The 13,981-nt window shown below is 34.1% G+C and carries 14 protein-coding genes and 2 riboswitches; of the genes, 4 read left to right on the top strand and 10 right to left on the bottom strand.

Annotated elements, in window-relative coordinates; genetic code table 11:
• Positions 1 to 17: 17 nt before the first annotated feature.
• Entirely contained in the window at positions 18 to 1,121 is a 1,104-nt protein-coding gene (gene gcvT, locus AC4GZ8_RS08715; protein WP_491081463.1) for a glycine cleavage system aminomethyltransferase GcvT, read from the bottom strand.
• A 205-nt stretch (positions 1,122 to 1,326) separates the two neighbouring features.
• A riboswitch (glycine riboswitch) is annotated at positions 1,327 to 1,416 on the bottom strand.
• Positions 1,417 to 1,737: 321 nt separating this feature from the next.
• Here gcvT and AC4GZ8_RS08710 point away from each other — a divergent pair.
• From AC4GZ8_RS08710 to AC4GZ8_RS08695, 4 genes are all read left to right on the top strand, one after another.
• A complete protein-coding gene (locus AC4GZ8_RS08710) occupies positions 1,738 to 3,423 on the top strand; it encodes a DEAD/DEAH box helicase (RefSeq protein ID WP_491081462.1) in 1,686 nt (561 codons plus the stop codon).
• Between the two features lie 15 nt (positions 3,424 to 3,438).
• The gene (locus tag AC4GZ8_RS08705; RefSeq protein WP_491081461.1) at positions 3,439 to 4,239 is read left to right on the top strand and encodes a YqhG family protein; all 801 of its coding nucleotides are present in this window, start codon (positions 3,439 to 3,441) and stop codon (positions 4,237 to 4,239) included.
• A 321-nt stretch (positions 4,240 to 4,560) separates the two neighbouring features.
• Positions 4,561 to 4,647: riboswitch (cyclic di-GMP riboswitch) on the top strand.
• A 33-nt stretch (positions 4,648 to 4,680) separates the two neighbouring features.
• A complete protein-coding gene (locus AC4GZ8_RS08700; RefSeq protein WP_491081460.1) occupies positions 4,681 to 4,830 on the top strand; it encodes an anti-repressor SinI family protein in 150 nt (49 codons plus the stop codon).
• A 103-nt stretch (positions 4,831 to 4,933) separates the two neighbouring features.
• The gene (locus AC4GZ8_RS08695; protein ID WP_491081459.1) at positions 4,934 to 5,269 is read left to right on the top strand and encodes a helix-turn-helix domain-containing protein; all 336 of its coding nucleotides are present in this window, start codon (positions 4,934 to 4,936) and stop codon (positions 5,267 to 5,269) included.
• A 213-nt stretch (positions 5,270 to 5,482) separates the two neighbouring features.
• Here AC4GZ8_RS08695 and AC4GZ8_RS08690 read toward each other — a convergent pair whose 3' ends face one another.
• From AC4GZ8_RS08690 to AC4GZ8_RS08650, 9 genes are all read right to left on the bottom strand, one after another.
• Positions 5,483 to 6,376: a metallophosphoesterase gene (locus AC4GZ8_RS08690; RefSeq protein ID WP_491081458.1), complete on the bottom strand. Its 894-nt coding sequence runs from the start codon at positions 6,374 to 6,376 to the stop codon at positions 5,483 to 5,485.
• A gap of 53 nt (positions 6,377 to 6,429) precedes the next feature.
• Positions 6,430 to 8,220, bottom strand: coding sequence for an ABC transporter ATP-binding protein (locus AC4GZ8_RS08685; RefSeq protein WP_491081457.1), 1,791 nt, complete (start codon positions 8,218 to 8,220; stop codon positions 6,430 to 6,432).
• 11 nt (positions 8,221 to 8,231) lie between these two features.
• Complete coding sequence (locus AC4GZ8_RS08680) at positions 8,232 to 9,401, bottom strand: nucleotidyltransferase domain-containing protein (protein WP_491081456.1); 1,170 nt, start codon at positions 9,399 to 9,401, stop codon at positions 8,232 to 8,234.
• Positions 9,379 to 9,825 (bottom strand): lasso peptide biosynthesis B2 protein, encoded by a 447-nt coding sequence (locus AC4GZ8_RS08675; RefSeq protein ID WP_491081582.1) that lies wholly within the window; start codon positions 9,823 to 9,825, stop codon positions 9,379 to 9,381. The genes AC4GZ8_RS08680 and AC4GZ8_RS08675 overlap by 23 nt, the downstream gene beginning before the upstream one ends.
• A 66-nt stretch (positions 9,826 to 9,891) precedes the next feature.
• Complete coding sequence (locus AC4GZ8_RS08670; RefSeq protein ID WP_491081455.1) at positions 9,892 to 10,185, bottom strand: lasso peptide biosynthesis PqqD family chaperone; 294 nt, start codon at positions 10,183 to 10,185, stop codon at positions 9,892 to 9,894.
• Positions 10,178 to 11,119 carry an aldolase gene (locus tag AC4GZ8_RS08665; RefSeq protein WP_491081454.1) on the bottom strand — a complete coding sequence of 314 codons (942 nt, stop codon included), beginning with the start codon at positions 11,117 to 11,119 and terminating at the stop codon, positions 10,178 to 10,180. Before AC4GZ8_RS08665 ends, AC4GZ8_RS08670 begins: the two co-directional genes overlap by 8 nt.
• Positions 11,120 to 11,197: 78 nt before the next feature.
• Positions 11,198 to 11,377, bottom strand: a complete 180-nt coding sequence (locus AC4GZ8_RS08660) for a paeninodin family lasso peptide (protein WP_491081453.1) — start codon at positions 11,375 to 11,377, stop codon at positions 11,198 to 11,200.
• Positions 11,378 to 11,399: 22 nt separating this feature from the next.
• Positions 11,400 to 13,337: an asparagine synthase-related protein gene (locus tag AC4GZ8_RS08655; RefSeq protein WP_491081581.1), complete on the bottom strand. Its 1,938-nt coding sequence runs from the start codon at positions 13,335 to 13,337 to the stop codon at positions 11,400 to 11,402.
• A 504-nt stretch (positions 13,338 to 13,841) separates the two neighbouring features.
• Positions 13,842 to 13,979, bottom strand: a complete 138-nt coding sequence (locus AC4GZ8_RS08650) for a paeninodin family lasso peptide (RefSeq protein WP_491081452.1) — start codon at positions 13,977 to 13,979, stop codon at positions 13,842 to 13,844.
• Positions 13,980 to 13,981 lie beyond the last annotated feature (2 nt).

Genomic DNA, 13,981 nt, shown 5'->3' with positions numbered 1-13,981 from the left:
GATTCGGTAAATATTTATTAGCCTTTTGTTCTCTTATAAAAAGGTGTCGCAACCACTACAGCCTTTAAGCGTTTTTTACGGATTTGGACTTCTACCTCTGTTCCTTTTTGTGTAAATTCGGATTTTAGTAGAGCTAAACCAATATTTTTCTTTAAAGTTGGTGATTGAGTTCCTGTTGTCACAACACCTATTAATTCCTCACCCGAGAAAACTTCATAGCCATGGCGCGGAATGCCTTTTTCAAGCAGTTCGATCCCCACCAGCTTACGAGCTGTTCCATTTTCCTTTTGCTCCTTTAAGACTGCTTTTCCATTAAACTCTATTTCTTTGTTTGTTTTTACCGCAAAACCAATTCCAGCTTCAATCGGGGTAATATTCTTTGACAGCTCTTGACCATATAATGGTAATGCTGCTTCAAAACGTAACGTATCACGAGCACCTAGTCCACATGGAATAACACCTTTACTTTTACCGGTCTCAAGGATTTTCTCCCATAATGTCACAGCATCTTCGGCATCACAATAAAGCTCAAATCCGTCTTCACCTGTGTAACCGGTTCTTGAAAGTAGGACTTCAACACCTGCAAGCTCCACTCCATTTTTAAACTTAAAAAACTTGATCTCAGATAAGTCTGTATCTGTAAGTGTTTGAAGAACAGCTTCAGCAACCGGTCCTTGTAGAGCAAGAAGAGCAATCTCATCTGATTTATTTTCGATAGTGACATCACCGCTTCTATTTGATGTTAGCCACTCCAAATCTTTTTTTATATTCGAAGCGTTAATAACTAGTAAGTAGTCATTTTCCGCCTTTTTATAAATTAGTAAATCATCAACTGTTCCGCCATCTTCGTAACACATAGCCGTATATAAAGCGGCACCTGATTTCAGGAGAGAAACATCGTTAGTCATAACTTTTTGTAAAAAAGCTAAACTATCTTCACCACGAAGCTCAACCTCCCCCATATGTGATACGTCGAATAACCCTGCTTTTGATCGCACAGCCTCATGTTCTTCTTTAATTGAAGTAAATTGAACAGGTAAATCCCAGCCTCCAAAATCAATTGTCTTGGCACCATACTGTTTATAAACATTGTATAAAGGTGTTCGATTTAGTTCTGTCATGCGGACTACTCCCTTCATTATTAAAAAATGGCATCAAAAAAAGGACAGAAAACTCCCATTTACACAATAGAAGTCTCTGTCCTTTTCACCTGAAAGTTTACCTTATGTATGATGTTAGAAGCCTTATAAAAAGACATACTACCACCTCATACGGCTTTCCCCTTTGGTAGTTTACGAGAACTCACGCAAACACTCTCCAGAGTTGCGTCAAATAAGAGTCTTTTTGCCTGAGAGATTCACAATTGTTTGCTCCTTCGGCGCTATACCAAGCTATAGTCTCTCCCCTTATTCTCATCCGCACATATTTTATTTTCTTGTTGGTTATACTACTAAAACCTGAAAAAATGACATTTGACAATTTTAAACATTTTATTCACACAACGAATGAAAGCGTTAAGCTAACTGAAAGATATGAAAATGATGAACTTTCTTACTAACATCCTACCATGAGTATACCATTTCGACAATCACTTTTTATCTTAACAATAAAATTATTTTTTTATTAATCGTTCGGTTTTTATACAACAAAGCAAATTATTAAGCATTTTTTCACTTATTCTAAGTAAAATCATGAACATTCCGATAAAGTACTAATCACGAAAGGACTGTCTTTACAATGAACATAAAGACGAACTTCGATACCTCTTGGCAGGAGGGTTTTTTTGAAAAATTAGAAAATGATGGCCCATGGTCAAACTGGGAGCTGTACAAGCTTGCATATGAAGTGCAAAAGAACACGGCGGTTCCTTCATTTGAAGGTTTGCAAGCTCCAAAACATTTACCACATTTCACACCCCTTCCACATCAATTAGAGGTTGCCCAAAGAGTTGTTGAAAAAATGAATGGGAAAGCTATTCTAGCTGATGAGGTTGGTTTAGGAAAGACCATTGAAGCTGGACTTATTTTAAAAGAATATATGATTCGCGGCCTAGTCAAAAAAGTGCTTATTCTCGTCCCTGCATCTCTTGTTTCTCAATGGGCTCGTGAATTAAATGAAAAGTTCTTTATACCTGCTGTAGAACAAAAGAAAAGTTATGTATGGGAAGCATGTGATGTGGTTGTGTCTTCTATTGATACAGCAAAAAGAAGTCCACATCGGGAAATTGTCTATAACCAAAACTATGATTTAGTCATTATTGATGAAGCTCATAAGCTTAAAAATAATAAAACAAAAAACTATGAATTTGTTCAAAATTTAAAGAAGAAGTATTGTTTACTTTTAACAGCAACACCTGTTCAAAACAGAGTAGAGGAAATTTTCAACTTAGTATCCTTATTAAAACCTGGCCATCTCGGGAATGAAGCCTATTTTTCAGATGTGTTTTCTGCAAAGGAACGTTCTATTGAAGATCATGAACAACTAAGAGAGCTTATTAACAAAGTGATGATTCGTAATCGGCGCGGTGACACAGGAATCGAATGGCCAAAGCGAAATGTCGAAACAATACCAATTGAATTTTCAGAAACTGAACAACATCTTTATGACACCATTACAGCTCTTAAATCATCATCACAATATGCAGCAAACACGTTCTCAATCATGACTTTACAGCGAGAAGCCTGCAGTAGTCGTGAAGCTGTCTATATGACGCTTAAGAAAATGCTTGACCTCCCTGAGGAAGAGGAAGCTGCCCTCCCTAATCATGTTATAAAAGACATTATGATGGCGATTGACGGTGTTACACAAAACTCAAAAGCCTTAAAAGTTGTTGAATTAATAAAAGAACTTGATGATAAAGTCATTATTTTTACCGAATATCGTGCAACTCAATTTTATTTACAATGGTTTCTTCAACAGCATGGTATTACATCAGTTCCCTTTCGCGGAGGCTTTAAAAGAGGAAAAAAAGATTGGATGAAGGAGCTTTTTAAAAATCGTGTTCAAGTTTTAATTGCAACTGAAGCTGGCGGCGAAGGAATCAACCTTCAATTTTGTCATAACATTATCAATTATGATTTACCATGGAACCCAATGCGTTTAGAACAACGAATTGGCCGTATCCATCGTCTTGGACAAGAAAATGACGTTAATATATTCAATATGGCAACCAAAAACACGGTTGAAGAACATATTTTAACTCTCTTATATGACAAAATTAATTTATTTGAAAAAGTCATTGGTAACCTGGATGAAATCCTTACAAGATTAGAAATCAAAAATTTAGAGGAACACCTGCAGGATATCATGTATCACTCAAAAAGCGACCGTGAAATGAAAATTAAAATGGAAAATTTAACATCGATTCTCGACTTTGCTCAGTACTCACAAGAGCAAAGAAAAGCAGCAAGCGGAGATAAGTAGAAGGGTGGCGACAATATGCAACAAGAGCAAATCCATCATTTTTTAGAAAGCTTCTTTTCGTCGAATTCCTGTAACATACTTGAAAATCAGGAAGGATACATGACTGTTCAGCTGACAATTGAAATGGATAAGCTTTTAATGAACCGACCATTTTACTGGCACTACCTTGAAAAAACTAATGGGGTTCCAAATCCTATGAAGCTTACCCTTATTACTGATCAAAATCGTGCGCCAAAAGACCTGAAAGGTGAGGTCATGCATTTCGGTGCGCCCCGTCTTCACCAAATTTTTCAATCGACTAAAACTCTAGGAAGCTATATCAGACTTTTTGAGCAAGTCAAAACACAAGGAGGAAATGTTCCCCTCCACCCCTGGATTGGCGTTAACATTATAGTTTCCTATCAATGTGATATGAAAAAGGATCAACTTTATTCAATTGGTTTACATTTAGTTAGTGGCGTTCTAATCGAAAACTTTCAAGAAAAACTGGAAAAATTAGAATTAACACCTAAAATCCCTGACCTCTGCTTTACGATGACACCGCTCATTAAACCACAAAGCGGATTAAAGCGAATCGAGCAATTCATCTTGGAAGACATAAGGAAGCAAGATCATACATGGGCTGACAAAGCTAGAGAAAGATGGAACGAGGACTTAAAGCTATTAAATCATTTTTACGAGGACTTAGAAGAAAAACCTGAATGCTATGAAGTTGAAAAAGAAGCATTAAAAGATCTTTATGAGCCTCAAATCAATATTACAATTCAGAATGGCGGGATTTTTTATATAACTCCACAGGGGATTTTAAACTCCTAAGTAATGATATCTATTACTTAGGAGTTTTACAAATCGATAAAATTAAATTTTGTTCGACAAAATTTAATTTTATTATTCAGTCATTTATATTACTTTAATGTAAAATTATCGGAATGAGAAAACCCAGAAACCTTAATTTACAACTACTTTTGTAAATCTATTGTAAAAATTACAGATAAATGAAAAATTTTAACCTCATCGACAAAGTTCAGCATACATCCTAATAAATCTTTTTTATAATAGAAATTGTAAATAGTCAATTAGTTATACATAAATAAGGGACAATAGGAATATAATAACCAACAATCAGTGACAAAATAATCAGTACAAAGGCAAACCTATTGAAAAATAGGGACGCAAAGTCACGGGTCTTCAGTTTACACAAACTAAGACGGCTGGACTGCCTGAAATACAGATTAGTATTTTAGGAGGCTAAGAATAATGGAGATAAAAGAAAAAATTACACAAGACGGACAGCTTGATCAAGAATGGGTCGAGTTGATACTAGAAGCACTTGAACTAGGAATCAGTGTAGAAGAGATTAAAGATTTCTTAACTCAAAAGTCAAATGCCGTTTTAAAAACATCATAAAAATGTATTAAATCTGTGTAAATTTTTTTCTTTTTGTGTTCTTCATATCAAACAAACCCTTCTTTATATGTTATAATGGCTTCATTAAGGAAGGTGACTTGACGTGATTGGTCCAAGAATAAAAAAATATCGCACTCAAAAAAATCTATCACTATCTGAACTAGCAGAACGAGCAGGAGTAGCAAAATCCTACTTAAGTTCGATTGAGCGTAATCTCCAGTCAAATCCTTCTGTTCAATTTTTAGAAAAGGTCTCATCTGTTCTTGGTGTATCAGTAAATACTCTTCTAAATGAACAAAACGAAACCGATCAAGAGGAGCTCGATTTAGAATGGACAAAGCTTGTTCAGGATGCAATGAAGTCCGGTGTGTCTAAAGAACAGTTTAGAGAATTTTTGGAATTTAACAAGTGGAAACTACAGAATGACAATGATAAATGAGGGCATGGTTGGCGGCTTGATGGGCTGCTGATTGTGCTTTTTTGTTTTTTACAAATTTAACAATTTTGTAAAAAAATATGCTAGACATACTGTAAATCCCTACTATGAATTTTATTTCTTAATAAAAATAACGAGATATGAAAATGTCCTAACTGTGTCATAATCCACCATCTTTTTTACACGCCCCAATTCAATTAATTAATCGTTTATTCATTATTTCTTTGTTAGAATTAACAGATTTATCTCGGGAGGATTCAGGAAACGAAACTTTAAGAACGGTATTGCATTACTACTACCTAAGCCTGCACTAACATATTGTTTTATACCATTATATTCCCACAACCCTTTAACTCGATCTTGCGGTGGAAATAGTCCATTATTAGAATAGAATGGTTCAGGTATAAATAAGGCACCGACAAATGGAAATCTTATTTGCCCACCATGATAATGTCCAGCTATGATTAAATCATACTCCCTAAAATAAAAGTGTGAGTCTGCATTTATCTGTTCAATTCTTTTATCTACTATTGGATAATGATTTAATATTACTAGTAGGTCATTCTTTTCTAGATTATCAAGCTTACTCGTAGGTTCAAGCTTAGATAAATCAAAGTTCACAAAATTAATTGAAGCATTCTTTTTATCAACTGTATAGACTGAATCTAGCAATTGTACCCCTCTGCCCTCCATCCCCAAAATAAATGGATTTTTTGAAATAGATCGATCCGAATTAACAACATATGGATTTGGGTCGGTATTCCCTGGAACAAATAGCATATGTTCCTTATTGTTAATACCCTCTAACAAGTCATAAGCTGGAGAATAATTTTTACTATCTACAATAACTAATAAATCACCAGTTAGTGCGATAACATCGTAATTAATTGAATTTATTTTTTTGATGAGTCTTTCTTGTTTATACCCAAATGTCTTTTCATGTAAATCCGATATTTGAAGGATTTTAAATCCCTCAAATTCTTGTGGTAAATCTTCAATTTCGATCTCTTGTTCGATGACCTTTATTCTATTGTTATCCCATATCGTAAAGATAACAATCAAGACACATAGACCCAGTAACGAAAATTGAAGTAATCTCCCCTTTCCCATAAACACCTCTCCAGTTTGTACATCTATCTGTAGTTCTTCTAAAATTCAGATTCTTACAAACTCGCTTCCATTTGACTTTCCAGAAGATGACCAAGCATACCATGCTTCTCTTTAGCTAAACTGCCAAACTCACCATATTGAATAACTGAACCTTTATCTAGAACGACTACTTGATCCGCATTTCGTATCGTTGACAATCGATGTGCGATTACGACTATTGTCATTCTTCCTTTTAACTTCTCTAGTGCTTGTTGGATTTTAGCTTCATTTTCTGTGTCAAGAGCACTTGTTGCTTCATCTAATACCAACATCGATGGTTTACGTAAAATTGCCCTTGCTAAAACTAGCCTTTGCCTCTCACCGCCAGAGAGTCGGATACCTCTATCACCAATAACAGTATCTAACCCATCAGGCAGCTCACGTACAAACTCAGCAGCTGATGAAAACTCCAATGCATCCCATATCTGTTCTTCTGTTGCATCTGGTACAACTAGTTTCAAATTATCTTTTATACTTGTATTAAATAAAAAAGGTTCTTGTGGAACATAACTAATTGACTTACGAAAAGATGGAATATTTTCCTGTGATAAAGGGATACCATCTAATAAGACCTTGCCTCTTTCTGGTTGATTTAAACCCATCAACATATCAATAAGCGTACTCTTTCCCGCACCTGAACGACCTACAAAAGCTGTCATTTTATTAGCTGGTATCACAATATTTATATTATTTAAAGCATATACTTTTGATTTGCTATTGTCGTAACGGAAAAAAACATTTTTTAATTCTATTTCTTGATTAATATGTATTGATTTATTATTATTTCCAAAATGAAACTCTCTTGAATTCTTACATTCCTCCTGAAATTTTTTCACAGCTTTAAAGGCAGGCAATATAGTCGCGATTTGTTCCAGTGATCCTTGAATCGCTGCAACCCTTGGCCAAAGTCTTGAAAAAATCACGATGATTAACATTAATTGGCTTGCTTGTGCATGAAACATATTTAGTGCAATGAAAATAAATACTGCAATTAAAACAGCAGAAGCCACTTTATAATTCATTTGTGAAATTGTTTTTAACTTTGTATATTCAATTTGCTCATCCTGCATTCCTTTCGTGATCCTTTTAAACCATTCCATACGAGATGTTTCTAACGAATTACTTTTAATGTCTTTAATACCATTGATTTGGTCAGTTATTCCCGCCATATATTCTTTACCCATAGTATAATTTTTTTGGCCCAATGCTATCGATTTTTTTAAGAATTTTCTATTAAAAAGGATTAAAACAAGCCCGCTTAACAACACAAAAATTGTTATGCTGGAAGATAACCAAAAAGCAATCACTATCTGAATAACTGTAAAAACTAGAGAAGTCATAAATTGTAAGAATGAATGTGTACCTGCACTAGAGCGAGCAATTTCAGCAGTTAAAAAATTGATAAGGTCAGATTTTCGATTCTTTATAAAAAAATTCCAATTTGCATGAAGTAATGCTTGGTATGTTTCTATTCGGATATGACGGAAAAAGCCATGTTGAATTTTTGTATTTCGGATTGTAATGTATCTTTGCAGGACATTTTGTCCAACAACAATAAATACATAAATGGCTAATATAATTGGTAAACCTATGTTATCAGGTATATAATTAAGAAATGAAAATAGGCTTGAAAGCATTTCATTCGCTTCTATATCTATAATCCCACTCATACTAATCATTGGGATGAGTAATAAAATCCCTACACCATCAAGTAAACTTATAAACATCATGGCAAGTAAATTTATATATAGAACCTTCCCAGCATAATGATGGATTTGTTTCAAAAAGTAAGTTAAATCTGACATTTTCCTTCCCCCTAGGGTAACGCATGTTTCCGTGATCTCCTCCAAGCCCAAATAAATGGCCGTAGAGGGAAATATAAAAAGTGAAGTTTTTTTGGCAACGGTAAAGCTTGGGCATCCTCAGGAAATGGATGTAATATGCTTAATACATACCATACCTTTTGCTTTAAAGACATTAATGAATATAAATGACGCGAATGATAGCGAAAAACCTCTTCTGGTACGGGATCTGTATGTAAATTAACCATTCTTTCAAGATAAAAAATGGCCTCTTGTGCCAACTCATAAGAACGCTTATTCGCTAAAATAGGCATCATATTCAGTGAGACATGTGAGTCTAATAACTCTGAAGTTAAAGCGATTGCCTGAGCTCCAGCATTATGAAATTGATAGGCTTTTAATAATTGATTTACTTTTTTCCATTCGATCTCTTGTTCAGTTAACTGATGAATATCAAGTAACCACCGAAGACGCGACCACCCATGTCTTGCGCCATGTGAAACGAGGAATAAGAAAAGGTCTTCTTTTCCAAGGAAATAAACTGGATAATTTGTTAATTTACTTTTCATTTTTCGATCCCACAAATGATTAAATTTAGGTTCAACTCCAGGTCCAGGATTTAGTCTCCAATGTATTTCTAATTTTATCCGTTTCACGGGATGAACGTATGTAACATGGTGATGTCTCCATTTCCAATCATTTAAAACTGTTTCAATATAATCAACTTTTTCATATCCTTGATTTCCTAAAATAGCTTCTGCCTTTTCAAGATCTTCAATTGGAATAAGAAAATCTAAGTCACTTGATGTGCGAAGTGAAATATCACCATAAAGATCATGAGCTAGAACAGGTCCCTTTAGGAATAAAAGGCGAATGTTATCTTCCGTAAAAAGCCTGCTTACCTGTTCCATCTCTGCACTTAAATAAAGCATGTTAAATGTGTTTCTTTTATACTCAACAGAAAGGTGATTCATCACTTTAGTAGGTATTAGTCCTTCATCTAAATACTTTAAAATCGAATATAGTACAGGATATACACGGTGATGCTTTGCTTGCTGAATAAAATGGTCCCAATCGATGTCTTTAAAAAGGTCTCTAGAAACATTATTTTTCTTAATTATCTCAAGGATCACTTTAAGTTCTTTTGGCACATTTGCTAGATTAAGATGAACTTGGTTTTGCATGGTGCTTTCCCCCAGTTTTATTGGCAAATTTCCCGACAACTGTAAACTTTTCCATCCCTTCAGAACCAGTAATATAATAAGGTCCGCTTCGCAGCCATGCATGTGCAATCAATTCACCCGATTCATCTCTAGCTGTCCCTAAATATAGGGTACTCTCAATATTCCGTTTCTCTAACATTTTCATCGCGGCAATTGCTTTAACAAGGCATTGACTTTCCCAAAATGTATAACGACTCATAATATGTATTGCCTGGGAAACACTAGATAACACTTTCTTATTAGATAAGATCTGCTCAAACGACGTTTCCATCATATGCTCCCCTAGTGAGGGTGCAACTTTTGCAAATGGTATGCTTTTCAAATAGCGCCCTATTGCTAAGTAGAAATAAGATTCAACCAAAAGTAATTTCATCTTCCAATCCATTTTTAGAAAGATCTTTAATTTATTCAAGCCAACTTTTCCTTTCTGGATTAATAAATGAACTAGAATTTAATTTTCAACTATTAATAAACCTTCATTATTTAATTGCTTAATAAAATTCATCACTTGTTGTTCACATTCATTCTGTTCAACTTCATACTGAGAAACTAAATGAGCTACTAGTTGTTCGATGGTTATTGGTTCTTTTGTCAAATCCCAAATAACTCCACCTATTTCACCCAAATTATAATATTTTCCATTATTAATACTTAACATTACTTTTTCTCCACCCATATCACTTACAATGTTGCCTTCTCCTTGACTGACAATATGACTTGGTAAAAGCTCTTGAAGTTTAACCATAAATCTTTTCCTCCTTCTTAACTGTTGATAAAATGATCTCTGCTAAATCAGGTGCTGAAAATCGAGATACAGGGCGACGCATTTGATATAAATTAATACTTTCGCATATTTTTGCTGTTAAGTTAAAATGCCAATCCAATAAACCTAACGCGGGAATAAAGAAATTTCTGTACGTATGATAATATAATGTGTGGAGGCTCTGTAGATTCTGAATTGGATTAAATTGAATTACGTCATTTTCTGTTTTAACTAATTCAAAAACACCAGCGAGCGGTAATGGTTTAGAAGCAAATTGATTGAAAACTGGAATGGCAAATTTACTTTCTCTTTCAACAATCGGACGATATTGGCTTGACTCCATCTCAAATTGGTCCAAGCTTTCTTGCCATAACTTCTGTTGTGGGTAGGCAGGTGTTATCATCGGAATGTTCACTTCATTTAAAGTAACTGGTATAACATCATCACTAATAAGTTGATATCCCTTCTTTAAAAAAACAGAAGCAAGAGTTGATTTTCCTGCACCTGAATCACCAACAATTGCATATGCCTTCCCGTCTATTGCTATTGCACTTCCGTGGAGAGGAAGTACCTTTCTTTGCATTAATATAGCTCCCATACAGGTCCCTAGGAGATATAGTCGTATTTGGTCTTCTGAGGTGTTATTCATTGGGGAGTAATAAATTTTATTTCCGTTCTTAATCATGAAGATTGCTTTTTCTGGCAGGCGGAAAAGAATAACATCTTTTTTATAGGAAAAGTATTGGTTCCCTTCAAATAAATTGTCCCAAACCGAAGAAAGGTCTTTCTTCATAATTTCAACATCTGCTAGCTTGTCATCATTATAATAGAATGGCAATTCAGGCAGCTGAATGTCACTTATTACACTTAACCCAAATGCTTTATAATGTTTTTTTGTTTTAATGTTTTTTCTCAACACGAGATCCCCCATAATATATAATCCCTCCCCCTACACTTGTTTAGCATAAGGGGCGTACTATGAATTTACTTAAAATTAACTTCCTAGCTCACTACCAGGTGTTGGATTTTTACAAGATGCATTAGACTGTCCTTCATGAGTTTCAGTTCTGCCCTCAGAAACATCAAAACAGTCCGGGTTAGCATTACCTGGCCCGTTCATAGTCATTTTTATATCAAGTATTTCTAAAATAGGTTCTCTCCAATTTTTCCTCATGGTGTTCACCTCCTTCCCTTTATTACATTGCTTTTAAAAATCGGTAAACTACTAAACTACGATTTAATATCTTGAATTCATCTTGTAGAAGTAATTCAGGCTTAGGATTTTCTTTTACCTTGAATATTGCATTCTTTATTACTTCTGAATTAATAAACTGTGAAATTGCAGTATCATTACTTAATTGTTCCAATTCTTTAATAAATAATGTCCAATTTTTTGACATTCGATGAATGGTATCTGCACCTTGGATGCCACGACTATTTTGATTTAACCTCACTGAGTCAGGCAGTAGGTTTTTTGTAGCTCTTCTAAGTAAAGATCGTTCCAATCCTTTTATTGTGTATTGCTCTTCAGGTATAGATAAACAAAACCGGATAACACGTAAATCATTTGTAGGATCACGATCCCAGAGAGAGTACCTTAAGGACATTTTCGTGTTGACCACTCCACTTTTATTCCAGACAAATAATTGTTGATAATATCTCCTTCTATACTCACTAAAATTCTTTACAGGTGTACCACTTATATCTATGCCATTTGCCCTTAGTTTTTCATACACATTCGTTTTACTAGCAAAATCCGAATTGATAAAATGTTGAAATTGATATGTATTATTCCTTTTAGCACTAAAGGAAGGAAATGCTCTTTTAAGCAAAAATGGTATCATTATAGATTTACCAGTCCTAAAATTCTTACAATATTCTTCTAGTTCCCGATAGAGTCGGAACCATCTTAGTTTTTTGAAAAGAGAATCATAATAACTATAAGTCAAATTCATGGAACCCCAAGAAATAGAATGGTTACCTCTTGCTCCATTTAAAAGCACTTTAATCCCTTGCTTTTGTGCTTCTTCATTAATCCCTTTTAACCAATATGAATTTTCAAAGAATTTATAAGGCATTTCCATTATGTCAAGAAAATCATCTACTACATCAAGAGGGTTTTTTCCGGGAAAATCCAAATACTGATCCTTAATATTCCCAACATAATTAACTGTTTCTTTTATAAAGGGCTTTTCGTTCGGTACGTAATATTTTGATGTCCAGTCAACAAAATTCTTCTCTGGAACATAACTAAATGTATGTAGCTCCTTATTATTTTTTTTCATTTCTCTAGCAGCAAAACTTACAACAGAACCTGAATCTAAACCACCGCTTAAGTGTGATCCCACTTCACCATATGTTCTTAATCGATCTGTCACTGCTCTTTGTAGGACTTCTCGAAAAGCCTCTTCATATTCCACATTAGACTTTAGTTTTAATTTTTCGTTAACCTCGATAGTACAATACCTGGTTAATTTCACATCACTGTTTGTTACAGTAATACTATAAGAAGGTGGCACTTGTTTAATATTTTTATAGGCAGTTGAATGCATATCAACGCTCTCAACCATGTTTGGTATAGCTAAAAACTCTGCTAACCACTCCTCATTTATACTCTTTCTTACATTTAGTAAAGAAAACAGAGGTTCTATTAAAGTTGAAAAGGCGAACTGATTTCTATCGTGGAAATAATATAGTGTTCTTGCACCGGAAAAATCTCTTGCACCAAAGAGTTTTCTCTTTTTTTCATCCCATATCATAAAAGCAAAATCTCCAATTAAATACTTTGGAGCATTTTCTCCCCACTTAGAATAAGCTAGTAATATTATTTGACTGTCAGGAATTGACCTCCATTGGGATCTTCCAACTTGAAGCCGTTCTAATAACTCTTCACGATTATCTATAATTGCATCAGCTGTTATAGCTAAATGTCTATGATAATCGTAGTATGGCAGTCTTTCTCCAATTGATTCAGGAGTTATCCATTGAGCGTGGCAGCCGAAGAAGATAGTGTCTTTTTGCCAGGTTTGAATGTCATCTGCAGGGAAAGATTGGTATGTTTTTATCCAATTATTAAGTTCTATAGAATTTATAGGCTTATGATTAAACATTTCAATCCCAACTATTGCACTCATATTTAATACTCTCCTGACAAATAATTTAAAATTTTTAATCAATAATTTATATTTCATTTTCTGTTTTTATCCAGCTTTATTTCTTGGAATATAGGGTAATACACTAATAAATTAGAACCAACAAATTCATATTTAGACACCTTAAACATAATTATATCTTCTTGAGGCTATTCCCCCCTAAAAAACAGGCATAATCTAATATCATCATTCATTATAAAGAACGAATGTGTATAAATCCCTGGAAAAATTATAAAATTCAATAAATATAATCTTTATAAAGAACGAACATAAGATAAAATTACCATTTTTATAAAAATACGTCAATTAATAAAAGATATCGTTTTTTAAATTCGAACATACAAAATTCGAAATATAATGATAGGAATAGTATATTAATCAGTAAAAAAGAAAACATTAATCCCCTCCTGTCTGTATTAAGAAAGAAACAGCCCTTACACAAAAAATGTATAAGAGCTCCTACATTCATTTTTAATTTGCCTAACATTAACTATAATTAACCACATCATGATCATGAGCATCCGGATCTGGCTGAACCGCATCTGGAGTTTTAATTCCAGGACCAGCCATCGTCATACTAATATTAAGCACTTCCAATTCTGGGGCTTTCCATTGCTTTTGCATAT

The sequence above is a fragment of the Metabacillus sp. RB-C-LZQ-3-1 genome (genome assembly GCF_058315175.1).
The sequence above is the reverse complement of the archived record's forward strand: the minus strand, read 5'-3'. Positions and strand labels throughout refer to the sequence as shown.

What these genes read in the sequence shown, in the direction of transcription:
- AC4GZ8_RS08680 (WP_491081456.1), bottom strand. Translation starts at nt 9,401, where the DNA reads ATGCAAAACCAAGTTCATCTTAATCTAGCAAATGTGCCAAAAGAACTT.
- AC4GZ8_RS08670 (WP_491081455.1), bottom strand. Translation starts at nt 10,185, where the DNA reads ATGGTTAAACTTCAAGAGCTTTTACCAAGTCATATTGTCAGTCAAGGA.
- AC4GZ8_RS08650 (WP_491081452.1), bottom strand. Translation starts at nt 13,979, where the DNA reads ATGCAAAAGCAATGGAAAGCCCCAGAATTGGAAGTGCTTAATATTAGT.
- AC4GZ8_RS08690 (WP_491081458.1), bottom strand. Translation starts at nt 6,376, where the DNA reads ATGGGAAAGGGGAGATTACTTCAATTTTCGTTACTGGGTCTATGTGTC.
- AC4GZ8_RS08705 (WP_491081461.1), top strand. Translation starts at nt 3,439, where the DNA reads ATGCAACAAGAGCAAATCCATCATTTTTTAGAAAGCTTCTTTTCGTCG.
- AC4GZ8_RS08675 (WP_491081582.1), bottom strand. Translation starts at nt 9,825, where the DNA reads ATGGATTGGAAGATGAAATTACTTTTGGTTGAATCTTATTTCTACTTA.
- AC4GZ8_RS08655 (WP_491081581.1), bottom strand. Translation starts at nt 13,337, where the DNA reads ATGAGTGCAATAGTTGGGATTGAAATGTTTAATCATAAGCCTATAAAT.
- AC4GZ8_RS08710 (WP_491081462.1), top strand. Translation starts at nt 1,738, where the DNA reads ATGAACATAAAGACGAACTTCGATACCTCTTGGCAGGAGGGTTTTTTT.
- AC4GZ8_RS08700 (WP_491081460.1), top strand. Translation starts at nt 4,681, where the DNA reads ATGGAGATAAAAGAAAAAATTACACAAGACGGACAGCTTGATCAAGAA.
- AC4GZ8_RS08660 (WP_491081453.1), bottom strand. Translation starts at nt 11,377, where the DNA reads ATGAGGAAAAATTGGAGAGAACCTATTTTAGAAATACTTGATATAAAA.
- AC4GZ8_RS08685 (WP_491081457.1), bottom strand. Translation starts at nt 8,220, where the DNA reads ATGTCAGATTTAACTTACTTTTTGAAACAAATCCATCATTATGCTGGG.
- gcvT (WP_491081463.1), bottom strand. Translation starts at nt 1,121, where the DNA reads ATGACAGAACTAAATCGAACACCTTTATACAATGTTTATAAACAGTAT.